29 protein-coding genes are annotated in these 22,720 nt (G+C 40.0%); 18 read left to right on the top strand and 11 right to left on the bottom strand.

Translation table 11 applies throughout. The annotated features are described in order from the left end of the window. Positions 1-16: 16 nt before the first annotated feature. Positions 17-631 carry a PH domain-containing protein gene (locus SLH55_RS09610; RefSeq protein WP_219168173.1) on the bottom strand — a complete coding sequence of 205 codons (615 nt, stop codon included), beginning with the start codon at positions 629-631 and terminating at the stop codon, positions 17-19. A 198-nt stretch (positions 632-829) separates the two neighbouring features. Here SLH55_RS09610 and SLH55_RS09605 point away from each other — a divergent pair, with 198 nt between their 5' ends. Both SLH55_RS09605 and SLH55_RS09600 read left to right on the top strand, forming a co-directional pair. Further along, positions 830-1,444 (top strand): NUDIX hydrolase, encoded by a 615-nt coding sequence (locus SLH55_RS09605; RefSeq protein WP_219168172.1) that lies wholly within the window; start codon positions 830-832, stop codon positions 1,442-1,444. Between the two features lie 679 nt (positions 1,445-2,123). Then, positions 2,124-2,573 carry a hypothetical protein gene (locus tag SLH55_RS09600; protein ID WP_219168171.1) on the top strand — a complete coding sequence of 150 codons (450 nt, stop codon included), beginning with the start codon at positions 2,124-2,126 and terminating at the stop codon, positions 2,571-2,573. A gap of 650 nt (positions 2,574-3,223) precedes the next feature. Here the strand turns inward: SLH55_RS09600 and SLH55_RS09595 are convergent. Then, a complete protein-coding gene (locus SLH55_RS09595; protein ID WP_219168170.1) occupies positions 3,224-3,475 on the bottom strand; it encodes a DUF2164 domain-containing protein in 252 nt (83 codons plus the stop codon). Positions 3,476-4,145: 670 nt separating this feature from the next. Beyond that, positions 4,146-4,616: an NUDIX domain-containing protein gene (locus SLH55_RS09590; protein WP_219168169.1), complete on the bottom strand. Its 471-nt coding sequence runs from the start codon at positions 4,614-4,616 to the stop codon at positions 4,146-4,148. Positions 4,617-4,763: 147 nt separating this feature from the next. Here SLH55_RS09590 and mscL point away from each other — a divergent pair, with 147 nt between their 5' ends. The 4 genes from mscL to SLH55_RS09570 all read left to right on the top strand — a co-directional run bounded on the left by mscL (position 4,764) and on the right by SLH55_RS09570 (position 7,822). Beyond that, complete coding sequence (mscL, locus tag SLH55_RS09585) at positions 4,764-5,147, top strand: large conductance mechanosensitive channel protein MscL (protein WP_320323305.1); 384 nt, start codon at positions 4,764-4,766, stop codon at positions 5,145-5,147. A gap of 78 nt (positions 5,148-5,225) precedes the next feature. Beyond that, positions 5,226-5,774, top strand: coding sequence for a DinB family protein (locus tag SLH55_RS09580; protein WP_219168600.1), 549 nt, complete (start codon positions 5,226-5,228; stop codon positions 5,772-5,774). Positions 5,775-5,959: 185 nt separating this feature from the next. Then, positions 5,960-6,157: a cold-shock protein CspD gene (cspD, locus tag SLH55_RS09575; protein ID WP_032088076.1), complete on the top strand. Its 198-nt coding sequence runs from the start codon at positions 5,960-5,962 to the stop codon at positions 6,155-6,157. A gap of 144 nt (positions 6,158-6,301) precedes the next feature. Beyond that, entirely contained in the window at positions 6,302-7,822 is a 1,521-nt protein-coding gene (locus tag SLH55_RS09570) for an MDR family MFS transporter (protein ID WP_219168599.1), read from the top strand. Between the two features lie 522 nt (positions 7,823-8,344). Here the strand turns inward: SLH55_RS09570 and SLH55_RS09565 are convergent. Next, entirely contained in the window at positions 8,345-8,467 is a 123-nt protein-coding gene (locus SLH55_RS09565; protein WP_257475066.1) for a hypothetical protein, read from the bottom strand. Between the two features lie 222 nt (positions 8,468-8,689). On the opposite strand from SLH55_RS09565, the gene SLH55_RS09560 reads away from it, so the two are divergent. From SLH55_RS09560 to SLH55_RS09550, 3 genes are all read left to right on the top strand, one after another. Next, positions 8,690-10,198, top strand: coding sequence for a glycine betaine uptake BCCT transporter (locus tag SLH55_RS09560; RefSeq protein ID WP_307513972.1), 1,509 nt, complete (start codon positions 8,690-8,692; stop codon positions 10,196-10,198). 179 nt (positions 10,199-10,377) lie between these two features. After that, positions 10,378-11,082: a peptidase E gene (locus SLH55_RS09555; protein ID WP_219168167.1), complete on the top strand. Its 705-nt coding sequence runs from the start codon at positions 10,378-10,380 to the stop codon at positions 11,080-11,082. A gap of 78 nt (positions 11,083-11,160) precedes the next feature. Continuing rightward, positions 11,161-11,433 carry a hypothetical protein gene (locus tag SLH55_RS09550; RefSeq protein ID WP_219168166.1) on the top strand — a complete coding sequence of 91 codons (273 nt, stop codon included), beginning with the start codon at positions 11,161-11,163 and terminating at the stop codon, positions 11,431-11,433. A 100-nt stretch (positions 11,434-11,533) separates the two neighbouring features. Here the strand turns inward: SLH55_RS09550 and SLH55_RS09545 are convergent, their stop codons facing one another. Then, positions 11,534-12,625, bottom strand: a complete 1,092-nt coding sequence (locus SLH55_RS09545; protein WP_219168165.1) for an AI-2E family transporter — start codon at positions 12,623-12,625, stop codon at positions 11,534-11,536. Between the two features lie 261 nt (positions 12,626-12,886). Here SLH55_RS09545 and SLH55_RS09540 point away from each other — a divergent pair, with 261 nt between their 5' ends. The 3 genes from SLH55_RS09540 to SLH55_RS09530 are packed head-to-tail and all read left to right on the top strand — an operon-like array spanning position 12,887 to position 16,612. Continuing rightward, complete coding sequence (locus tag SLH55_RS09540) at positions 12,887-14,419, top strand: spore germination protein (protein WP_219168164.1); 1,533 nt, start codon at positions 12,887-12,889, stop codon at positions 14,417-14,419. Then, on the top strand, positions 14,403-15,512 hold the full coding sequence (locus SLH55_RS09535) for a GerAB/ArcD/ProY family transporter (RefSeq protein ID WP_219168163.1): 1,110 nt from the start codon (positions 14,403-14,405) through the stop codon (positions 15,510-15,512). Before SLH55_RS09540 ends, SLH55_RS09535 begins: the two co-directional genes overlap by 17 nt. After that, positions 15,509-16,612, top strand: coding sequence for a Ger(x)C family spore germination protein (locus SLH55_RS09530; protein ID WP_320323304.1), 1,104 nt, complete (start codon positions 15,509-15,511; stop codon positions 16,610-16,612). The genes SLH55_RS09535 and SLH55_RS09530 overlap by 4 nt, the downstream gene beginning before the upstream one ends. Positions 16,613-16,659: 47 nt before the next feature. Here the strand turns inward: SLH55_RS09530 and SLH55_RS09525 are convergent, their stop codons facing one another. Genes SLH55_RS09525 through SLH55_RS09515 form a run of 3 tightly spaced genes read right to left on the bottom strand, consistent with a single transcriptional unit; the run spans position 16,660 to position 17,916 of the window. Then, a complete protein-coding gene (locus SLH55_RS09525; RefSeq protein WP_219168161.1) occupies positions 16,660-16,974 on the bottom strand; it encodes a DMT family transporter in 315 nt (104 codons plus the stop codon). Next, on the bottom strand, positions 16,974-17,318 hold the full coding sequence (locus SLH55_RS09520) for a DMT family transporter (protein ID WP_219168160.1): 345 nt from the start codon (positions 17,316-17,318) through the stop codon (positions 16,974-16,976). The genes SLH55_RS09525 and SLH55_RS09520 overlap by 1 nt, the downstream gene beginning before the upstream one ends. Positions 17,319-17,322: 4 nt before the next feature. Then, positions 17,323-17,916, bottom strand: a complete 594-nt coding sequence (locus SLH55_RS09515) for a TetR/AcrR family transcriptional regulator (protein ID WP_219168159.1) — start codon at positions 17,914-17,916, stop codon at positions 17,323-17,325. Between the two features lie 157 nt (positions 17,917-18,073). Here SLH55_RS09515 and SLH55_RS09510 point away from each other — a divergent pair, with 157 nt between their 5' ends. The 4 genes from SLH55_RS09510 (at position 18,074) to SLH55_RS09495 (ending at position 19,737) form a co-directional block, all read left to right on the top strand. Then, on the top strand, positions 18,074-18,403 hold the full coding sequence (locus tag SLH55_RS09510) for a hypothetical protein (protein ID WP_219168158.1): 330 nt from the start codon (positions 18,074-18,076) through the stop codon (positions 18,401-18,403). Positions 18,404-18,468: 65 nt separating this feature from the next. Beyond that, a complete protein-coding gene (locus SLH55_RS09505) occupies positions 18,469-18,834 on the top strand; it encodes an aminoacyl-tRNA hydrolase (RefSeq protein ID WP_219168157.1) in 366 nt (121 codons plus the stop codon). Positions 18,835-18,857: 23 nt separating this feature from the next. Further along, positions 18,858-19,199, top strand: coding sequence for a VOC family protein (locus SLH55_RS09500; RefSeq protein WP_219168156.1), 342 nt, complete (start codon positions 18,858-18,860; stop codon positions 19,197-19,199). Positions 19,200-19,287: 88 nt separating this feature from the next. Then, the gene (locus tag SLH55_RS09495; RefSeq protein ID WP_307513968.1) at positions 19,288-19,737 is read left to right on the top strand and encodes an NUDIX hydrolase; all 450 of its coding nucleotides are present in this window, start codon (positions 19,288-19,290) and stop codon (positions 19,735-19,737) included. 55 nt (positions 19,738-19,792) lie between these two features. On the opposite strand, the gene SLH55_RS09490 is transcribed toward SLH55_RS09495, so the two are convergent. Beyond that, the gene (locus tag SLH55_RS09490; RefSeq protein ID WP_320323303.1) at positions 19,793-19,984 is read right to left on the bottom strand and encodes a hypothetical protein; all 192 of its coding nucleotides are present in this window, start codon (positions 19,982-19,984) and stop codon (positions 19,793-19,795) included. Between the two features lie 449 nt (positions 19,985-20,433). Further along, the gene (locus tag SLH55_RS09485) at positions 20,434-20,631 is read right to left on the bottom strand and encodes a hypothetical protein (RefSeq protein ID WP_219168154.1); all 198 of its coding nucleotides are present in this window, start codon (positions 20,629-20,631) and stop codon (positions 20,434-20,436) included. A gap of 129 nt (positions 20,632-20,760) precedes the next feature. Here SLH55_RS09485 and SLH55_RS09480 point away from each other — a divergent pair, with 129 nt between their 5' ends. Both SLH55_RS09480 and SLH55_RS09475 read left to right on the top strand, forming a co-directional pair. Beyond that, positions 20,761-21,246 (top strand): hypothetical protein, encoded by a 486-nt coding sequence (locus SLH55_RS09480; RefSeq protein ID WP_320323302.1) that lies wholly within the window; start codon positions 20,761-20,763, stop codon positions 21,244-21,246. Further along, entirely contained in the window at positions 21,230-21,733 is a 504-nt protein-coding gene (locus SLH55_RS09475) for a hypothetical protein (RefSeq protein ID WP_320323301.1), read from the top strand. Before SLH55_RS09480 ends, SLH55_RS09475 begins: the two co-directional genes overlap by 17 nt. Positions 21,734-21,777: 44 nt before the next feature. On the opposite strand, the gene SLH55_RS09470 is transcribed toward SLH55_RS09475, so the two are convergent. Then, positions 21,778-22,632, bottom strand: a complete 855-nt coding sequence (locus SLH55_RS09470; protein ID WP_320323300.1) for an STAS domain-containing protein — start codon at positions 22,630-22,632, stop codon at positions 21,778-21,780. Positions 22,633-22,720 lie beyond the last annotated feature (88 nt).

Here is a 22,720-nt window from a genome sequence, read left to right as displayed (position 1 = left end):
AGCCGGATGGTGAAGATTAATTTTGAATGAATTTTTCAAATACAAAGCCGAAATCCTTTAGGGTCAACTCTTTTTTCTTATCTGCCATCCAATTGAAGGCATATTGATTGACCTCTTTAAACTGCTCGACTACATTCACATCATTTGTCTTTACTTGTCCCAATGTAGAGGCCGCAAGTTGGAGACTTTCATTTGAGAAAGATGAATATATGCTGTTGTCAGTAGTGATTTCACCAATCTTGATCAGAGATTTGTATAAATCTTTCACTTCAGTTAAGTGTTTTTTATGAACATCAATGGAATAAACTTCCGACCCGATCTTGAATTTGATTTCCACATCCAGATCAACTGTACCTGCGGTTTCAAGAAGGACATTCGACAGCTGATATTTATAATAATCGAGGCGGCGGAGCACCCGTTTTTTGCTGGCTGCACTCGTGCCGTCCAGATGAATGAGCGCTTTGTTTGTAAAGCAATATTCATCGGACTTGGATTTGATCAGGAAATAGATCTTTTCTCCATCCTCATGCATAATGTAATCATCTGAATCGGCTTTATCGTAATCAGCCGGCTTGATGACTGTACCAATATCACTTAAACCTAATACATCTGAAGCAACTTTTCCAAACATGCTATCAAATCCTTTCTATTAATGACTGAGTGTTCTTCTCCCCATCCGGGAAGACTTCATCAGTATATCATAGTTTCATAGAAGTTATGGTAAAAAATGGTTCGTGTAGTATCGAGCACATATGGCTTGGTGTTGGATCACGTTCATACTATAATAAAGAAAATCATAGAATAGAATATCGAATTAAGGAGGGATAGGATGGATATGAACGAGCTTTTGATGCGTTTCAAAGACAGAACGCCTAAAGTGCTGGGAAGTGAATCATTTTCTGAGTATGCTATTCTACTTCCTTTGATAGAAGTGGAAGATGAGATTCACGTATTATTTGAAGTGCGCTCATTGAATATGCGGAGACAGCCGGGGGAAATATGTTTCCCGGGAGGCAGGATCGACCGGAGTGATTCCGATGAGAGGGCAGCTGCGCTAAGGGAGACGTCTGAAGAACTCGGGATTGCAGAGAAAGCAATCACCGACATACATCCCTTGGATTATATCGTATCACCATTTGGGACCATCATTTATCCTTATGTGGGAAAGCTGAATATCTTATTTGAAGATATGCGCCCAAACCCGGCGGAAGTGGAAGAAGTTTTCACCGCCCCCCTTTCTTATCTTCGTGAAAAAGAACCGGAATTATATAATATTAAATTTAGAATGGAACCTGAGGAGAGCTTTCCGTATAAACAAATTCCTGGTGGCGAAAACTACGAATGGCAAGCTAGGACTATGAAGGAACATTTTTACTATTATGAGGACAAAGTCATCTGGGGACTCACCGCCCGTGTGCTGAATCATTTTATTAAACTGCTATAATCGCCGTTGACTTGCTGTTTAATAAAAATAGATAAAAAGAAATTCTACATTTACTTGTACGGAGTGACATTCGTTTCGGTTTAATACTTTTTTCGATAAGCTAATCTGTCGGAGAAGGTATTTTTGTTTGACATTTTGTAGCAAATTGAATGGTTTGTAAAAGGTTAGAAGGAGGTAAAGACAAGTAACATGAACTAAGGAGAGGGGAAAAATTATGATCATTCGTGCTAAATGCTGGAGGATGTTAAGTGTACAGGAAAAACTGTTTATCCTGAAGGCGGTATGTAATAAACATCTGAAAAAATGACCCCTGGACATGGAGACACAATTATTTCATTTTGAACATTGTTAATTGGTGGCACGATCAATATCGGGAGCGAAGAATGTTTTACATGAATCCCATTCCATTTATGGAAATGTGGTGGAAACGACATGGATACATTGATCCAACCACCTGCCTATTCTTTTTTGAATATTTCCGAAAAGTCTAGAAGATCATTCGCTGGTACTCACTCCATTTTATCCCCCATATCCCTCCTGAGCTTATTTCATCTCTTCATGCTCATCACTAATCAAACAAGGTATGATTCCTTCTTGGTATGGAAAACAATTGTTTCTGGCGCACATTATTGATACTTTGGTAAGATGATAGTGCACATACATATAAGGAGGACAACAAGTGAAAGAATCAAAAGCAATTATGATTGCAGGAGTATTATTTGCCATCCTTTTAACGGGATGCAACCGAAATGCAGCAGATATGGTCGTAAACGGTGGTGTAACGTGGAATGAAGAAGAGGAAACACTTACATTTTCCGGACTATTAACCGATGAAGCCATAGAACCGGATACCAAGTTCCGTGCCCGTTTTTACCTGGAAGGAAAAACAATCAAGAATGCTTTGGGGACCGACTTGATCTATTCGGATGAAGAGCTCAAAAGCCGATCAGAAGGAGAGGCAGTTCAAGAGTTCAAAGTAGAGAAAACCGTAGATATTAAAAAGAGTGACGATATGGATAAGGTCATTGACGAAATAAGAAATAAAGATAAAGAAGCCGTAACCATTGAAATCGTAAATGATAATGGACGGATTGATGACATGGTTCTTCATAAAATTAAAAAGGAGTAGGGTTTTCCCTGCTCCTTTTTATTTCTTGCTTTTGGATGTAGAGAGTGGCTGTTGATTTCCGCTACAGGTGCTCGCTTTCCGCGGGGCTGGCGGTGAGCCTCCTCGGCTTTGCCTGCGGGGTCTCACCAGTCCAGCTACGGCGGCTAGCCCCTCGAGGTCATAAGCTAAATGGTCCAAGAAGGCAAAAGAACGCCTTCTTAGCCCATTCATCTTATGCTTGTCGGGGCTGAACGAGCCGCCTCCGCATTTCGTGCTGTCCAGCGTTTCCCGCAGGAGTCGAGCACCTTCCGCTCCAATCAACTATGTTTTTACAATCATAAAGAAAATGTGGAGATTGTTTATGCCACTGCTTTTTCATTTGTTGTAGTGAACGATTTTATTTAATCGTACATTACGCTTCCTTAACTGATGTTCACGATTTATTTTTTTTGCTCTGTCAACACTTACTACTCAAGAGGGTGAAGGGAACTGCGTAGACTCCTACGGAAAACGGGCGTGCCGAGACCCCGGAAGCGGTTTTTGCTGAGGAGGCTCGGCCGAACGTCCGTGGAAAGCGGAGCAGTTCCCTTCACCATCCTGCACCACATCCTAAATGACAGAGCATTCGCAGATCTTAGTTTGTATATAACAACAATCTTTTGCGAGTTGCATCATTTGGGATTCACTGGTCTTTTCAATGCATAAAGGTCGTCCTCGAGAAGCAGCATTTTATCCATCAACACGTCCTTGGAGTCCATCACTCCCTTATTGTAGAGGAAGGGACCTATTTCCTTCATGAAGAAGTCGAACCAATTTTCAGCGCCTAAATCCCCGATTTCATCCCCTGTTTGCTCATAGTAAAAGCTTTGGATCATTCCAATCATTTCATCTTTCTGTTCCTTTGGGATCTTTGTAAACATCATATGTAACCCTCCAGTTTGGTTTCCTCCATCGTAACATAACAGGCCCGATGACGGGTATGAAAGAAAGCCACCGATTCTTCCTAATGTTATAGATTGAAATCATTGTGTAATAAGAAAGCCAAAGTAAAATGAAGAAATCGACTGTCATGACGCTGACAAGCTTTGAAGCTTGGAATGCATTCCAATAAGAAGCGAGTGAGACCCCATTTCTAAGTTGCATTACTGAAGTAATGGCCATTAAGATCAGAAGAAAACCGAGAGCATTTGATGAAGCCGTGTTATCCAACCATCGAGGAGTCCTGGGAAGAGATCGATTATCACCTCTCTTAAGGAAAAAATATGGAAGAAGGCTGAATGCCCCCAGTGCGAGTGAGCCAAGAATGAAAGGCCATGCCGGGATATTGTCCCTATCGAAAGGTAGTATTAACGCTGCAAATAACAAGGGAAAGAGACCAAGAAAGGTGAAGACGGTCAAAACGAGTGGATCCACTTCATTGACATTTCCCTGGAGTAGATCGTGTATGATGGGGTCACTTGCAGACCTTTTCCTGGTGCAAGAAACATAGCGTAAAATATAAAGATCAACCAGAGCCAAAACATAATATCCCCCCCTTTGTAGAATTGTAACAAAGGTATCCAAATGAAGGTTGGATCAATGTGTTAGTCGTGATTATTTCTTAACAAGCTCATTTTCTTCAATAAATACTTCCTGCTTCTCTTCTTGAATATACTTCAAGATCCGGTCCTGAATCATGGGGTAAAGCACGATGGAATGAAGTTCAGATAGCGGGACCCATTTGATGCCCGTCTGTGTAGGATCCGGCTGACTTGGTGAAAGGGTGGAATGATAATCTGTCCGGTTACAAGAGAAAAACATGGAAAGGGTGTGGGTCGGTCCATATCTTTGGTCATTCAGATGGGGGGCATATTCGTAGGTGAATGCTAACGTTTCAACCTCTACCTGTGCTCCTGTTTCTTCAAAGGCTTCTCTAACGACAGCCTCTTTAATCGATTCTCCCTCTTCAACTCCTCCTGCGGGAAGGTTATAATGAAGCCCGTTTTCGTCTTGAAACTCAGCCAATAAGATTTTTCCTTCTTCTACAATGACAGCTCCAGCACGAATTCTGATAGGGTATAACATGTCATCTCTCCTTTTCTCTTTGAACATGTGAAAGTCCAGTTTAGCAGAAAGAAAGCTAAACGAACATATAAATTTGTATAATTGTGGCAAACTAATCGGGATAAAGTACTGATTTAACTGTAGAGAAAAGTATAAAGGAGAATGAGCATGTGGCAAGAATTTAAAAAGTTTGCCGTAAAAGGGAATGTCATAGATCTCGCAGTGGCTGTAATCATCGGCGCAGCCTTTGGCAAAATTGTCAAATCACTTGTAGACGATATCGTGATGCCCCTTCTTGGCATCATCCTTGGGGGAATCAGTTTCACGGACCTAAAGGTTACGTTCGGGGACGCAGTGATTACCTATGGGGTCTTTATTCAAAATGTAGTGGATTTCTTTCTGATTGCGTGGGTCATATTCTTTATCGTACGAATATATAAAAGAATGGAGAGAAAAGAAGAGGTAAAAGTAGAGGCCAAGGTCGATCCGAAAGAAGAACTTCTGAGAGAAATACGAGATCTACTAAAGGCAACTGCAAATCAATCGGAATGAATTTGACAAAAATAGAGGGAATATCCATTATTTATCTAATATAGACAAATAAGATCAAAGGGGGATTAAATAGTGGATATGAACTCGTTATATTTAATAAAAGAAAAAGAGGGAATGAAGAAGGATTTTTCCTTGCTTCTATCCATGATGAATTATGCCAGATTCACCTCTATACGTGAAGTCGAAAATCTTTCTGTTGAAATGCTTGATTACCGGTGTCATGATGAAGCAAATTCCATCGGCATGTTGTTGGCTCATTTTGATGCTGTAGAGAAGATCTATCAGGCGCTGACATTTGAAGAATTGACAAATGACGAGGTAGAAGCCTTTGCTGCTGAATTGGAACCTGCACTAAGTTTAGGAAGACAGGCGGCAGTAACGATTAAAGGGAAATCTGTAGAGTATTACCTGGACAATCTTCAACTTACAAGAGAAAAAACAATACAGCAATTTTCGAAATTGGACGAAACATGGTTATATCAAGAAACAGATTGGTGGTATGGACAAAAGGGCAATAACTTCTTTAAATGGTTTCATGTCTTTGAAGATGAAATCAATCACAGAGGCCAAATACGGATGATCAAGAAGTTGTATACTAAAGAACATCATAAGACAATGGCAGAGTAGGTTGATCTGGTCATTTTACAATTAGACCCATTCCCGCCTTGAGTTTTGAGGGAGAGTCTGTTATAGTTAAATTAGTTATTTTTGTTCGGTTAATATACATGATTGAAGAACATTCGTCTTGAATCTTAATCAGAGCAGGAATATAAATATTTTTATGTGCAACTGCACTAGGAGGTACATGTTTTATGTTACAAGGTAAAGTTAAATGGTTTAACGCTGAAAAAGGTTTCGGTTTCATCGAAGTTGAAGGTCAAGACGATGTTTTTGTTCACTTCTCTGCTATCCAAGGTGAAGGATACAAATCATTAGAAGAAGGTCAAGACGTTACATTTGAAATCGTTGAAGGTGCTCGTGGACCACAAGCGGCTAACGTTCAAAAGTAATCCAACCGTATAATTCCAAACAGAGTACGTCAGCTGACGTACTCTGTTTTTTTGTTTCTATAAAGAGGGGTTGTTCGGCTAGACATACAGCTAGAAAGTTCTATAATGGAAAAGAAGTTAACGGATTTTGGAAGGATGATGGTGATGGTTGCGAAAGAAAGTAATATGAAGCTGGCACTTGCCGGTCTATTGTTGGGGATCCTCATGTCTGCCATGGATAACACAATTGTTGCAACGGCCCTGGGCTCCATTGTTTCAGATCTTGGCGGACTTGATAAGTTCGTCTGGGTCACAAGTGCGTATATGGTTGCAGTGATGGCTGGAATGCCGATATTTGGTAAGCTGTCTGATATGTATGGGAGGAAGCGGTTTTACATATTCGGTCTTTCCATTTTCTTGATTGGTTCTGCTCTGTGTGGGATTGCACAGGATATTGTTCAATTAAGTATATTCCGTGCCATTCAAGGAATAGGTGGAGGAGCATTGCTGCCAATAGCCTTTACGATTGTTTTTGATTTATTCCCTCCAGAGAAACGTGGGAAAATGACGGGACTCCTTGGGGCGGTATTTGGTTCTGCTTCGGTATTTGGACCTTTAATCGGTGCTTTTCTAACGGATAACTTCAGTTGGCACTGGATCTTTTATGTCAATGTGCCGATTGGACTCCTTTCCCTCGTTTTTATATCGACTGCTTATAAAGAATCCACCCAAAGATCTGATCAGCGCATTGATTGGGGTGGAGCGATTACGCTAGTGATTGCGGTTGTCAGTCTGATGTTTGCCCTTGAATTTGGAGGAAAGGAATTCTCGTGGTCTTCCTGGCAAATTATCGGATTGTTTGGATCTTTCCTGTTATTCTTTATTAGTTTCTTATTTATAGAAAGAAGAGCAGCAGAACCGATCATTTCATTTTGGATGTTTAAAAGTCCCTTATTTGCGTCTGCACAGGCTTTGGCCTTTCTCTACGGTGCTGCTTTCATCATTCTGACTATCTTGATCCCGATATTTGTTCAAGCTGTGTATGGTGGATCGGCTACAAATGCCGGATTGATATTAACGCCGTTGATGCTGGGGTCAGTAGCAGGAAGTGCTGTGGCTGGCATTCGGATGACCAAAACAAGTTATCGAAGTATTATGTGGATCTCCATTATTTCTTTTATTATCGGTATGGTTTTACTTGCGACGATGGGGCCGGATACGAGTAGATGGCTATTGACCGTATATATGATCATTAGTGGTTTCGGTGTAGGTTTTTCATTTTCATTACTGCCGAATGCGACAATCCATAAGCTTGATCCCCGATTTAGAGGTTCAGCAAACTCGACAAATGCCTTTTTCCGTTCTCTGGGGATGACTCTCGGTATAACAATATTCGGAACATTGCAGACGAAACTATTTTCATCTAAATTGGAAAGCGCCTTTAAAGGACAAGAAGGAGGCGGCAACATTCAGGGTGATCCAAGAAGTATCTTTGAACCTGAAATGCGGGAGAAGATTCCTGATTTCGTGCTGGCTAAGATTACTAATGCTATGTCTGAGTCGATTACAACTACTTTCGCCTACGCATTGATTCCACTAGGGATTGCTCTTGTGTTTGTATATCTTATGGGGAAAAGCAGGTTGGAAGTTTCGGATAATCAACCTTCAATGGATAAAGTGGAATAGATTGAAATAATGAGTATCCCATGACCTGATCAAAGATGCCTGTAACTGGTCTTTGCTGCGTATTCCTGTTATATTCTAATAAACAATCCCTTACATTGGAGTGCTGTAATTTTGTGGAAAAATGCCAAGAAGTTTTTTATTTTTATAGGAGTATTCCTGGGAGTGAGCCTATTATTAAGTGTTATAGCCGGTCTAATCATAACGAACATGTATGATGGTACAGGTTATAAAGGCTCTCCTATGGTCGGAACTTTAATAAATGCGGTCTCGGCGGTGGTTGCCGTAGTGGTTGCCTACAAACCGTTCACCAAAAAGAGCAGTCATACTAAATAATTACATGAAATGGGTTCATCTCCTTTTCATTGAATTCCATGGAAAGAAAACAACCTCCCCGAAGGATTGCGGGGAGGTTGTTCTTGTTCTAGCCTAAAGATTGATTTCCGGTAGGGCTTTTCAAAAAGAAAGAGACCAGTCATTAGACTGATCTCCCATTAAGTATTCAATATTTATTACTATGTTAGATTATTTATTTTGTTGGTTTTGTTGTTTAGAAGCTTTTTTCGCTCTTTCAGCAGCGTTTTGCTCTTGAGCAAATTCTGCTTCATTTTTTTGCTGTTGTGGATTTTTGTTGTTTTTGTTTGTCATGTTTATCACCTCCGTCTACTATAATTTGCCCATTAATTCAAAATTGATACCTCTAAAATAAAATGAACAGGAAACTGTAAATGGATCTCCCCTTTTCAATTACCATTAACTTACTAGTTTAGTCCTATATACCAGAGGGTAAAATAATTTCATGTCTTTATTTTTATTACATATCAAGCTGTACATTATTCATTGACACAATTGTATTGAGGGGGAAGTAAGTTGAAGAATTTTACACCAATGTTTTGGATCGCGATTTCGATCGGCGTGATCTTTGTATTATGGGGAGTCATTTTTCCTCAGGGATTGATCGAAGTTATGACAAATACTCAAGGAGTTCTCCTTGATAAGTTTGGCTGGTTTTATCAGTTCTCAGCCACATTCTTTTTTATCATCGCCATCTTTTTTGCATTAAGTAAATACGGTAAGATCCGTTTAGGGAAAGATACGGACAGGCCGGAATATTCGACGTTAACATGGTTCGCCATGCTGTTTAGTGCAGGAATGGGGATCGGTCTCCTGTTTTATGGGGTATCCGAGCCGGTTTCTCATTATGCCACACCTCCTTATGGTGATGGAGGAACCATTGAATCAGCTAAAATCGGGTTGAGGTATACCTATCTTCACTGGGGATTTCACGCATGGGCCATTTATGCGGTTGTTGCATTGGCATTAGCCTATTATAAGTTCAGAAAGGGCATGCCGGGATTGATGAGTGCTACATTGTATCCGGTCATAGGCAAAAAAGCGAATGGGCCGATAGGATATGTCGTGGATATTATTGCGGTATTTGCAACGATTTTTGGCGTAGCCATTTCGTTAGGTATTGGAGCTCAACAAATTAATAGTGGACTTAATTACTTAATAGGAACCCCGATAAACTTCAATGTTCAATTGATCATCATGGGTATCGCAACGATACTTTACATTACGTCAGCTTCTACAGGATTGTCAAAGGGAATCAAATACCTGAGCAATGCGAATATGATCCTGGCGGTATTGTTATTTATTGTTTTCCTTATCGTTGGACCTTCTCAATTTGTATTGGAACTATTTCTGACTACGTTTGGGAGCTATGTTCAGAATCTTCCCAGTATGGGATTGCGGTTTTCACCCTTCAACATTGAAGATAACCAATGGGTGAAAGACTGGACGATTTTTTACTGGGCATGGTGGATTTCCTGGACACCGTTTGTCGGGACCTTTATAGCGAGGGTGTCAAAGGGTAGGACAGTCCGGGAATTCATCATTGCGGTCATCATCGTACCAACCATCGTATGCTCTCTCTGGTTTGGTGTATTTGGAGGGACAGGATTGTATTATGATCTTGTTCAGGGAATTGATGTAGCCGGTCAAAGTTTGGAGACTTCACTATTTTATGTGTTTGATCAGATGCCATTAAGTGGAGTTCTGTCGGTTATTTCGCTTTTCCTCATCATTACATTCTTTGTCACATCTGCAGATTCTGCAACATTTGTATTGGGGATGCAAACCTCAAATGGAAGTTTAAATCCTCCATTCTTTGTGAAATTCAGCTGGGGTCTAGTCTTGGCTGCCATTGCTGCGATCTTGATGGGTTCAGGTGGGATCAGTGGATTACAGGCAGCCACTATCATAACGGCTTTGCCATTAGGAGTGATATTACTCTTCATGACATATGGCCTGATTCTTTCCTTTCAAAAGGAAACCAGTAAGAGAAAAAGAAAAACAGAAGCAGGTACAGATAATTAGTTATTTGAACTGAATAGTAAATAGAGGTTGTCTCAAGAAATCATGAAAAATGACTCTTGATGACAGCCTATTTTTTTATTTTAAGGATGTAAGTCAAAATTCTATAACCCGAACACAAGTTAATTTGATAGGATAGAGGTACTTATCATTTTATTCCATAAAAGGAAGTGGGTATTTTCATGAAACAAATCATTGCAATGGGTGGAGGAGGTTTCTCCATGGAGCCCGAAAACTTATTATTGGATCAGTACATACTCCAGCAGGCAAAAGCCTCAGAACCAAAGATATGTTTTCTTCCGACAGCCAGTGGAGATGCCGACAGTTATATTGAACGGTTCTACCATTCATTTAAATCCCTATCCTGTGAGCCTTCACATCTTTCTTTATTCAAGCCCTCCACAAGGGATTTAGAAGGATTTCTATTAGATAAGGATATTATTTATGTAGGAGGGGGCAATACAAAATGCATGCTGGCACTATGGCGAGAGTGGGGGATCGATTCCATATTAAGAAAGGCATGGGAGTGCGGGATCATCCTTTCAGGATTAAGTGCAGGTTCTATATGCTGGTTTGAAGAAGGTACGACCGATTCATACGGTGATGAATTAGAAGGAATTAAAGGATTGGGTTTGTTGAAAGGCAGTCACTCCCCCCATTATGATGGAGAAGAGAACCGACGCCCCCTCTATCATTCTTTTATTAAGAGTGGTGAATTGAAGGTTGGCTATGCAGCAGATGATGGGGCAGCCCTGCATTTTATTGATGGTGAACTACACAATGTAGTGAGTTCCAGGGAGCATGCTTCCGCATACTGGGTTGAAAGACAAGATGGTGCGATCCGGGAAACCAAACTAACGACAAATTATTTAAAACATAGCACGTGATTGTCGGCTGGTTCGAATACTTTGGTCTCCTCTTACATAGGGATAGTGATGAGTCTTTATCTAAGGAGGAGAATCAGCATGACTGAGGATAAACGAAATACTCCGGGTGAATTAGTCAAGAATACATCCAAGCAGGCCAGTGAACTGTTGAACAAAACGGCAGACACTGCAAATGACATGATTAAAAGTGTGAGCGGTAAAGGTGGATTGGTAGGGAAGGTTTCTGATACCTCGGCAGACTTTGTGAAAAATGTAGGCAATACCGGTAATAAAATGGTTGGAAAGACCGTCGATACGGCCGGCAAAGCAGTCAAAGGGGCATCGGATAAATTATTTAAAAAGAAAAGATGAAAAGAGAAGCAAATTCCCATGTCGGGGGTTTGCTTTTTTTTGTTTATAGGCAAAAGATCTCAACATTAAAACAACCGGGCAAGCCCGGCTGTCTCCGTGATCATTCCTGTATGGTTGATCTTCGCAGTTTAATGAACTTCACTGTATTCAATACTATGGTTTTCGTCACGGCGTAAGTTGGTACAGCTAAGATCATTCCGAGTATCCCTGCCAAATTCCCAGCAACAAGTAATAAAATGATGATGGTCGCCGGGTGGGTATCCAGTCGTTTACCCAGAATGAGGGGTGAAAGGAGATTCCCTTCAATTTGTTGAGCGATCGTGACAACGACCACCACCAGGATCGCTTTCGTCGGTGAATCAAATAATGCCACGATGATGGCAGGTGCTGCACCGATGAAAGGACCAATAAACGGTATGATATTCGTGACCGCTCCGATCAGTGCCATAACTAATGCATATGGCAAACCAATGATTAAATAACCGATAAAAGTCAGGGTCCCTACAAATGAAGCGACGGTCAGCTGTCCCTGTATGTAAGCAGCAAGTGTTTCACTTGTATCCTTTAATGTGTTGACTCCTTCCTCGCGGTAAGCTGGAGGCAGGAACTTCGAAATCGCTCTCGGAAATTTATGCCCATCTTTGAACATGAAGAACAATAGGAAAGGAACGGTTACAATAAGGATTGTAATACTGGTTAAGACACTCAACAAACCTTTTAATGCTGTTGTGATATTATCGGGCAATGTATTGGCGAAATCCACCAGCTGATTCTCAATATCCTTCAGTGACACATAATCCTGATTCATCATCCATTTAAATTGTTCTGTCTCAGACAAATACTCAATGAAATTCCTCGTTTGACGAGCATACTCCGGCAGTGCATTGAATAATGCCGTCACCTGGCGTGTAATGACAGGGGCGATATTTCCTATGATCAGAACCATAGCACCGATAATCGCCGCATATAAGACGATGATCGCAACTGTTCTCGGCAATCTTGCTTTAACGAGAAGATTGACCAACGGGTTTAATAAAAAATATAGAAACCCTGAAATAATGATCGGGAAGAATAAAGTTGAAGCAAATACAACGATTGGTTCAAATAGAAAGGAAATTTTAGTTGAAACATAAATGATGGTAAGAATAATAAGGATTTGTAAACTCCATGAATACATTTTTTTCTTGGTCAATCTATTCACCTCTACCTATCGACTAGTTTATCTGATTAAGTATATCAAAAACTGGCAGGTACACCCTACTAATATCTGATGGAAAGAGAGAATTTTTTTGAATGGGATCACTAAAACTGAGGATGACACCTCATCCAAGCAAAACGCATCTAATCAATTGAAGGTCGTACCTTAACTTGAAATGCCCATTGATGCCTTTGAATAGCACGGCATATTGTGGACACCCTACATGGTAATAAACTCTTTCAGTAGGTGTTAAACATGGGAAGGTCATTCAAGACAAGGACCACACGAAAATTAATCAATCCGGCTCAAGAGGATAAAGAAGTGAGCGTATCTTCCCCTTCTAATTTAGAGGAGAGAGTAACGTTTATTCGAGATGGCCTTTATTTAACAGATGACCTTTCCATTAGGAATCTGATCTTCAATGATAGCAGGATCAAGCTGATTTTCATTGATTCAATAGTAGATGTTAAGAGTGTTCAAATGAATGTCATCAAGCCAATGCAGGAAACCCCTTTTGGGAACATACGTCATATCGTGAATGGTGCAACCATCATTGAGACGGTCGACCTCCAGAAAGCTCTTGATGGACTGGTGGATGGCTCATGCCTATTGATACAAGAGGACGAAGAATGCATGCTGTTGATCCCCTCTCCGAAAGATCAGTCGGCACATCGGATTGAACCTACCAATGAAAAGGTCGTCAGGGGTTCCCATCAAGGGTTTAGTGAGAATGTCTCAGAGAATGTCCAATTCATAAGAGAGAGAATCATAAATAAAAATGTGACGGTGAAATATTCCCACGTGGGAGAGACAACAAAAACGAAGTATGCTCTGGTCAGCATATCCACATTGACCAATCCTGACTTAGTGAAGACAATCGAAAGAAGGATCTCAACAATTGAGGCAGACTCCATCCAATCTCCGGGGTATTTTGAAGAATTTCTCGAAGATAATTCATTTTCCCCTTTTCCGCAGTTTCTAAATACGGAGAGACCGGATAGGGTGGTGGCCAATCTGATGGAGGGCAGGATGGTCCTTCTGATGGAAGGGAGTCCGACTGCCTTGATTTTTCCTGTTTCATTTTTCAGTTTTTTTCAAACGGCAGAGGATTATAACACACGTTCATTTATTGCTTCTTTCTTACGGCTGATCCGATTGATAAGTTTTATAACCACGTTGTGTCTTCCTGCATTTTACATCGCGGTTATTTCTTATAACTATGAAGTCATTCCGGTCGAGATTATCTTTTCTATCAAAAGTTCATTAGAGTATCTGCCCTTTCCGCCTCTTATCGAAGCGGCCATTATGCAATTCACCTTGGAATTATTACGTGAAGCTGCCATACGGTTGCCAAATCCTGTTGCTCAAACCATCGGTGTGGTGGGGGGGCTCGTCATCGGGACAGCTGTGGTAGAGGCCAACTTTGTTTCCAATACAATGGTTATTGTGGTTGCTATTACGGCGATTTCATCATTCGTCATTCCTTCCAATGAATTGAGTACTTCACTACGGATATTGGGGTTTCCACTGATGCTATTAGCGTCGATATTCGGTTTTTTTGGAATTGTCATCGGTCTGATGTTCACATTTATACATATGGCAAAACTGAAGTCCCTTGGTCACTATTACTTATATCCTCTGGTGCCTCTTGATTTAAAGGCATGGAAAGATACATTTATGAGAGTTCCGATATGGTTAATGAAAGAGCGGCCAAGAGATTTAAAGTCGATATATAAATGGAAAACGACGGATCCAAGAAGGTGGAAAAAGAATGAACAATCAGACTAAGCTGAGTGGTGTGCAACTCACATTCTTTATTCTTCAGACTCAAATAGGAGTAGGAATATTAGGACTCCCGTTTAATGTCTATCTGAAGTCAAAGCAGGATGCATGGATCTCTGTGATTTTAGCCGGCCTCCTGGTACAGGGGGTCATCTTCCTTCTATGGTTACTAGGCAGAAGATTTCCTTCAAAATCCATATTTGAATATTCGAAGATCTTACTTGGAAGGGGTATTGGGACACTTCTGAATTGTGGCTACATCCTTTACGGCATATTAGTCACCGCGTTGGTGTTAATGTACTCAACGAAAATCATTAAAATGTGGGTGTTAATTTTTACTCCTAAATGGATCATAATGGTCCTTTTAGTCGCCACGGCCATATATTTGGCGAAAGAAGATGTCGTTGGGATAAGCAATGTCTATGTCGTTGTATCAAGCCTCATCCTCTTTCTGCTTGTCATATCCATCATTGTTCTGGTGACGTATCCAGTTGATTTCAGATATTTGTTTCCCATGGCTCATTCAGGAGGTTTAAATTGGTTGAAGGGGGCGAATGAAGCGTACTTTTCCATGCTTGGATTTGAATTATTGCTCATTTTATATCCCCACTTTCAGCAGATCGGGTCTGCATCAATCTTAAAGTCTGTCACGGTTGCCAATATAAGCGTGACCACCATTTATTGCTTTATGACGATCGTAAGTATTGTGACATTCAGTCCCGCTGAAATTGCAATTGTTCCACAACCCGTTTTATATTTCGTGAAGTCACTGTATTTGAAAATCATCGAACGGATCGACCTTGTTTTTGTATCCCTGTGGATTGTCAACGTCATCACATCCCTGACAAGCTACTTGTTTTTTTCAACGGAAGGGACATCATTCTTTATCAGGAAGCTCAAAAAAATCAAACGCACCTTTCTACCCGTCCTATTTGGCATTATTGGGCTAATCATTGCTTTATTGGTGAAAAACGAACAAATGGAAGTGTACAATAAGGCAATTATCTTTATGAGTTATATTTTTGTCATCTTGATTCCTTTCTTGCTGCTTTGTATATCCTTTTTGTTCAAAAAAATGGAATGGGAGAAGAATTCATGAATAAGAAAAAAATTCTAATCCTACTTATCATAAGTTCCTTTACCCTTTCAGGATGTTGGGATGAGAGGCTGTTGAAAAATGGGAGGCTTGTATTTTCATCTGCCTTCGATTTAACCCCGGACGGAAATATACATGCCACCGCCATCATTCGGGACTTTAAAGAAGGAACTCCAACCAATACAGAGGTAGAGGCAGATGCCAATACGATCCGCGAAGTCAGAATGCATATGGACCGCAAGATATCAGGCAATTTCGAACCGTCAAAAAACCGTATCTTCATATTGGGTGAAGATTTGGCGAGGAAGGATGTATACGATTTCCTTGATATTTTCTATCGTGATCCAAATAGCTCCATTTCCTCCAAGTTAGCGGTTGCAGAAGGAGAGGCTGGGGATATTCTCAGGACCATCGAACAGAAAAATGTCCTCATATCAGAGTATCTTATTGAATCCATCACTTCTGGAGAGTCTTTCACAGGGGTACCGAAAGTGAATCTTCAATCTGTTTGTACTGTCATGTTTGATGAAGGAAAAGATTTCTTCGTACCCTTCTTTAGGATAAAAGATGAAGAAGTTATCATGGACGGCACTGCGCTATTCCATAAACGGGCGATGTCTGGTACCCTTTCTATTCCTGAATCGACCCTTATGCTCGTGTTAATGAATGAAAAAGCGAAAATTGCAAGGGTCGTCACCAAAGTGGATAAAGAAAAGAAAGTGAATATAGAAAATTATATTACGTATAATTTGGTGGACCCAAAGACGAAAATGAAATTAATATCAACCACTCCAGGAAATATACAAGTAGAATTATCATTGACGACAGGGGTTTCTATTGTGGAGTTCCCCCAAGATGAATTGGCGGATAAAGCAAATGTTAAGGAGTTGGAAAAGAAAATAACAGAGCATTTGGAGAAAGAAACGAAAGAGGTCATCAAGAAGATCCAAGTGGCGAACTCAGATTTATTGGGAATAGGGAGAGAATTAATCGCATTTCATCATAAGGATTGGGAACAGTTGGACTGGGAGAAGGAATACCCGACCATCATTATAAAACCTACTATTCAATTGAAAATTGTCGGGAACGGGATCATCAATTAACATATAGAAAAAGATCTTGCCCATATGGGGGACAAGATCTTTTCTTTTTAAGATATGAACTTCAAACCAATGATACTTCCTACTATACAGCATATAAACATCATTCGTTTGAGATCTTTTTTTTCATTGAAAAACATCATCCCCATGATCACGGCCCCTGCCGAACCAATTCCAGTCCAAATCCCATACCCCGTACTTACAGGGATATCAAGAAGGGATAGCGATAATAAATAAAAGCTCATTGCACCGGCTACAAAGCTGATCAGGGATGGAAAAAGCTTTCTGTACCCTTCCGAAAGCTTCATGAACGATACCATGATCACTTCAGAAAACCCTGCAAAGAGGAGAAATATCCACGCCATCAGAGTTCACCCCCTGCTTCTTTTTCTTCCTTATCACTCATCTTCAATCCAATGACTCCGAAAATGAGTAAACAGATGAATACTATCTTTAGAAAGCTTATCCCTTCGTTTAAGAAGAACATTCCGATCAAAGCCGTCCCTGCTGCACCAATGCCCGTGAAGACGGCATAAGCCGTCCCTATGGGTAGTAATCTCATTGAATTGGAGAAAAAGTAGAAACTCACCAATATGAGAAATGCCGTAATAATACTTGGCACCGGTTTTGTAAACCCTTCAGATAGGGAAAGTCCGGTTGCCCACCCAATTTCGAGAATACCTCCTATAATGACATAAAGCCAACCCATGATGCTACACTCCTTTGTCACTTACTATTCCACGTTCATATACTTTCCAGGCTGATTCAATCCTTTGCTGGAAGATTTCCTGCGTGTAATAATGATGCTCTAAGAAAACCCCGTCAACCAAGCATAAAAACGATGCCACAAATTCATCTGCAGTGATTCCTTGAAACCGTTTTTGGCTTATCCCTTTCTCGTATATAGTCACCAGAATAGCAGAGGTCACTTCTTCAAAATGGATAAAATGTTCCTGAATTAAATCTCTAAATGGCTCTGGGGGAAAAAATGTGACCCTTTTCCATAGTAGAGATTCTTTTGTTGTCATCAATCGCCGACAAAAGAGGTCAAAGAGAGTCCTGATATTCTCAACGGGTTCCGAGGGATTCATTTCCTCCTGAGCCATTCTGTATGCCGTCACTTCAGAAACAATCAGATCTTTCAATACTTCCACAAATAAATCCTCTTTACTGGTGAAATGATTATAGATGGAAGGTTTTTTTATTCCTACTTCCCGTGCGATCTCTGCTAATGAGGTATCTTCATAGCCTTTTTGTCCAAATAAGTCCAGTGCAACGGTCTTAATCAATTGCTTATTATCATTCAAGAAGAATCATCCCCTCTAAACTAACTAACGGTCGTTAGTTGATTATAAATCCCTTTTCAATTAAATGCAAGGGTAGTCAATCGTTACGCAGTCGAATGTTTTAATATTTTCTGACATATAATCCTTTATTGTTTATTAACAAGAGAAGGGGAACTATATGAAAGCCTTTTGGATGAAAGTGATTGTTCTGGGATTATTGGTCTTACTGCTGATGTGTTTGCTGATCGTGCAATTCGTAAACAGAGATAAAGAAGATTGGGTGGTGATTGAGGAAAAATACTTTCCTGAAGGTGTAGGAGAGGGGCTGGTGGGAATAAAATCTGGGAAGAGGCTGGATATGAATGACAGTAATTCCTCTTGTGCCATGAAATTTGATAATGGTCGTACCTATAAATTGAATTGTGAAGAATATCTGGACTTTACTGTCGGGGAAGAAGTGAAAATTGTCACAATTGAAAAGAATACGGTGAAACTTAGAAGGAAGTAAAACGAGTATGTGGTAGGATGATATCATGGTACTCCAATAAAATGATGATAGGGATGATAAAACGGATGACAAGAAGGGATCTCGTACAATATTTTATCGTAAACAAGGATCTACAGATGTCTAAAGGAAAGACAGCCGCACAAGTGGCACATGCTGCAACCTTGAGTACCCTGACGATGATGTCGGAGGATTCACCATTCAAAAACAGGCAGGCGGACTTTATCGAATGGGTACAAACGGGAATGAAGAAAGTGGTCCTGAAGGGCAAATACACAGAATTGGAAAAGCTGGAGAAGAAAGGATATTTCAGTATTCATGACAGTGGCTTAACGGAGATAGTAAAGGGGTCTTTAACCGTGACTGCACTTCCCCCTATGGAAAAATTTGAGGCGAAGGAAATTGTCGGTCATTTAAGTCTATTGAAAGATTAAACCTAGGGAAGGTGGAAATACCATTGTTTTCAAAAATTGATACGGTACATACTCAAGTAGCAGATTTAAAGAGTGCTCAAGCATGGTATGAAGAGGTATTGGAGTTAGAACGAGCCTTCGATTCAGGTAATTATCTTGTTTATAAAGTTGGGGTAGGGGAGTCCACTCTCACCATTCAACAAGGCGAGGTCCGTCCCTCATCCATTAAACCCATTTTATTTTCAGATGCACTGGAGGAGACCAGATTGAAGCTCATGGAGAAAGGTGTCAAGGTAGGGACCATTAAGGTAGATGAAGGGGTAACCTATTTTCAATTTTATGACCCCGATGGGAATTGTTTTGAGGTGTGTCAGTATTTGCCGTAAAAAAACTTCTGCATTATCTGAGAGGAGATGAATGTAGCTGGGATACATAGAAGAAATTAGAGAATTAGTTGGGAATCGTCCACTGATCTTGGTTGGGGCGGTAGTTATTATAGTAAATGAGCGAAATGAAGTACTTCTACAGGAAAGGCGATTTCCGAGTGGAACCTGGGGCCTCCCGGGTGGTTTGATGGAGCTTGCGGAATCAACAGAAGAGACAGCAAGAAGAGAAGTGGAAGAAGAGACGGGTCTCCATTTGGGAGAACTTCATTTATTAAATGTATACTCAGGTGCTGATCAATTCATTAAAGCGGCAAATGGGGATGAATTTTACGTTGTGACTACGGCCTATTTTACTCAAGAGTTTCACGGGCAAATGAGGGCGGATCCATCTGAATCCATTCAATTAAAGTTCTATCCGTTTGATGGATTGCCACAATCCATGGTAAGCAGTCATCTACACATTTTCAATGAATATACAAAGGCAAAGGCATCACCTCGGTGTAAGAGAATGAACACAGAATTAAGGCGTTACCCTTGAACAAAAAACAGCTGATCGGATTAAGTTCTGATCAGCTGTTTTATAGATAAGCGTTTTATTGTAAAGTATCTAGATACGCATAATATGCGGCTAGTTTTTCGTTGTTGTTAGCAGCTTTACCGTGTCCTTTTAATGATTTACCTACCGCAAAGTATTCTTTATGGACCGGTAAGACATGAACAGTAACAGCTGGTCGCCATCTATGCCTGATATCCTTAGGAACGTGAAGCATGGAAAATCGTTTCATTGTTATGCCTCCTTAAAGGAGAGAGCCATTCTACCCATCTATTACTATTTAAGTAGAATCAATTGTTGTTTAACGATAACATAACGTGACATTTGATTCAACTTTCCGATTATTATAGACAATTAAACATGAAAAATTCAAAAATACCCCCAAAAATGAGATGTTTCCATCGTATCCTATAGAGAAGATGATAAATCATCCGTTCATCACATTCTGACATTCACAACTTGGGAGGTATTATAAGTATGAATATTGATGAAGTACTAGACGATACCGTAGAACTTGGACAAGAGGAATTAAAGCGCCCGATCTTTCGCGTTGATATTGATCAACTATTGGAATCAACAAGTAATCTTTGATAGGAACTCTATATAGATATGAAAAAGGCAAGCCCATTCAAGAGGGGCTTGCCTTTTTTATGTCTCATTTACATTCTCACACCTATTGTTTCAGTCATGCCTTTTATGTTTGTTCAGTAATTCTTTCAACAGATTGATGATGGTTGCTCTTTCACCCTTATCGAAAGATCGGGTCCAGCCTGAGATAAGGGTTTCCTCTTCGGTTGAAAGGTCACGCTGCAAGCCATCTACAAATATTTCTTTGATTTCATCCTTTGCATACTTAGGATTTACAGATTCATGTCTCATCGCTCTACCTCCTCGATTCTTGTTCCTTATTTTCCCTCTGTTAACGAAATCAAACCTCTTGGTGCTTTCTAAATGTTATGTATTGGGTGGATTAAGGGAACAATGATGAAAAAAGTATAGGAGGTTCCTATGTCACTTCCTTTTTTTATTACGATATTAATCATCTTGATTTACATTGTCTTATTCATGAAGAAGAAACTTTCATTTACAGCTAATACGATTTACTTTATGGTGTTATCCATCATTTCAACGAATTATATTACGATTCTGACGAATAAATTGGAATGGATGAAGGCTTCAGAAGACATCACGTCATTTATCAGCTTACTTATTAACAGGGAGTGTATCTTACCACTGGTAGGAGTCATAATGGTGAACGGCTATTTGAATTATAGAAGAACAAGAGATAAAATGGTTTGTTTTGTTTGTCTCTTATTCTTCATCAGCGTATTGGATGTTCTACATGTCCATTTTCATTCTCTTTCCTACCCTGAATGGAGTTTATTAAATACTGTGGTTGTTAATGGTGTATATCTACTGTTCTGTATATGGTTTGGGAAAGGACTTTATTACTTTCAGAAGAAGGAGGAGGGAAGCAATGGACAGAATCTATGAAAGGTCATTCGATTGGAATGAATGGTTTATCATAATAAGCCTGATCGTCCTCCTCCTGCTGATATGGGTAACTCCGAAGATTTTTTCATTTCTCGAGGGATTGAATTACTTTGTCTACGGAATATCAATCGGTATGTTTTATGATCACACCATTAGTATCCCACCTTGGGACTTTTATGATGTGAATGACAGTTCCGCTTATCAGGGAATCGATTTCATCAGTTATATTATGTATGGTCCTTACAGTTATTTTTTTATTTATATATATAAGAAGTTGAAGATAAATGGAATCATGAATCTTGCCTACATATTGATTTGGACCGCTTTCTCTCTATTGATGGAGTGGTTTACGGTGAAAATCGGAATCTTCCACTTCGACAAGGGATACAAGATGTATTGGTCCATACCGATTTATATGGCTGTTCAAAGTATACAGATCCTGCTTCATCATAAGGTAAAACAAGATCATAAAACCTCTTCTTTATAGAAGAAAGACCATAAACCGCCTTTTCCGGTTTATGGTCTCTTTAATTAAACAGGGAGTACCACTTCATATTGGTTGAATCCGATGTCTTCAAGGGCTTTTTTCAGGCTGGCGCTTGTTTTCAGGTCTTCGAAAGTAATGCCGAGATTTCCCAATGTATGAGCCACTTCAGGCCGGATTCCCGTCAAGACAGATTGCACACCCATCATCTTTAGGGCATTGATGATTTGATAGATATTATGGGAAACCATGGTGTCCATGATGGCAACACCGGAAATATCAATAAATAAATACTCTAATTGTAATTCAGAGCTTTTCTTTAAAGCTGTTTCCATGACCGAACTTGCTCTGTGGGTATCGATTTCTCCAATAAGCGGGAGAATGGCTACTTTATCTGCAATCGGAACAATCGGTGCCGAAAGTTCATCCATTGCAGTATGGATTAAGGCAAGCTGATCCTTTTGTTGTGTACGGAACACTTCGTTTAATAGATATACGATTTCATCAAGGATTGGATTGATTTCTGAGTTTACCTGAAGCATGAAGGAGGCAGAAATTCGTTGATCACGTAACTGTTCAGAGAAAATGTCCCAAATGGCGGTTCGGAATGCTGATAATGTTTTAAGAGATTCATTGAGTGGGATGCCTTTCTCAAGAGCAACTTTTCCTACCCTTCCTGTCCACTCCGTTACTTTATCAAGGGATACTGCTTTATCTTCAAACAAGGATTGACCTAGCATTTCAATTAATTGCATACGCCATTCTGTGATTTGTTCCATTTTTACACCCGATAACTTAAGCTGATCAGAATATCGTTGTTCCTGATAGTGAATGACCCCTTGAGCGATTTCGGATTTATGGGATATTATTTCTTGCCCCATATAGAATAATTCGTCTCTCATTTCTTAAGCCAACTCCTTATACTGCTTATGGATTTGAAAATTTCGAAATAATCTCTATTAATGGTAATATAGTATATCATAAAAGCTA

The organism is Rossellomorea sp. YZS02, assembly GCF_033963925.1.
Classification (GTDB): domain Bacteria; phylum Bacillota; class Bacilli; order Bacillales; family Bacillaceae_B; genus Rossellomorea.
This window is presented reverse-complemented; position numbering and strand designations above follow the sequence as displayed.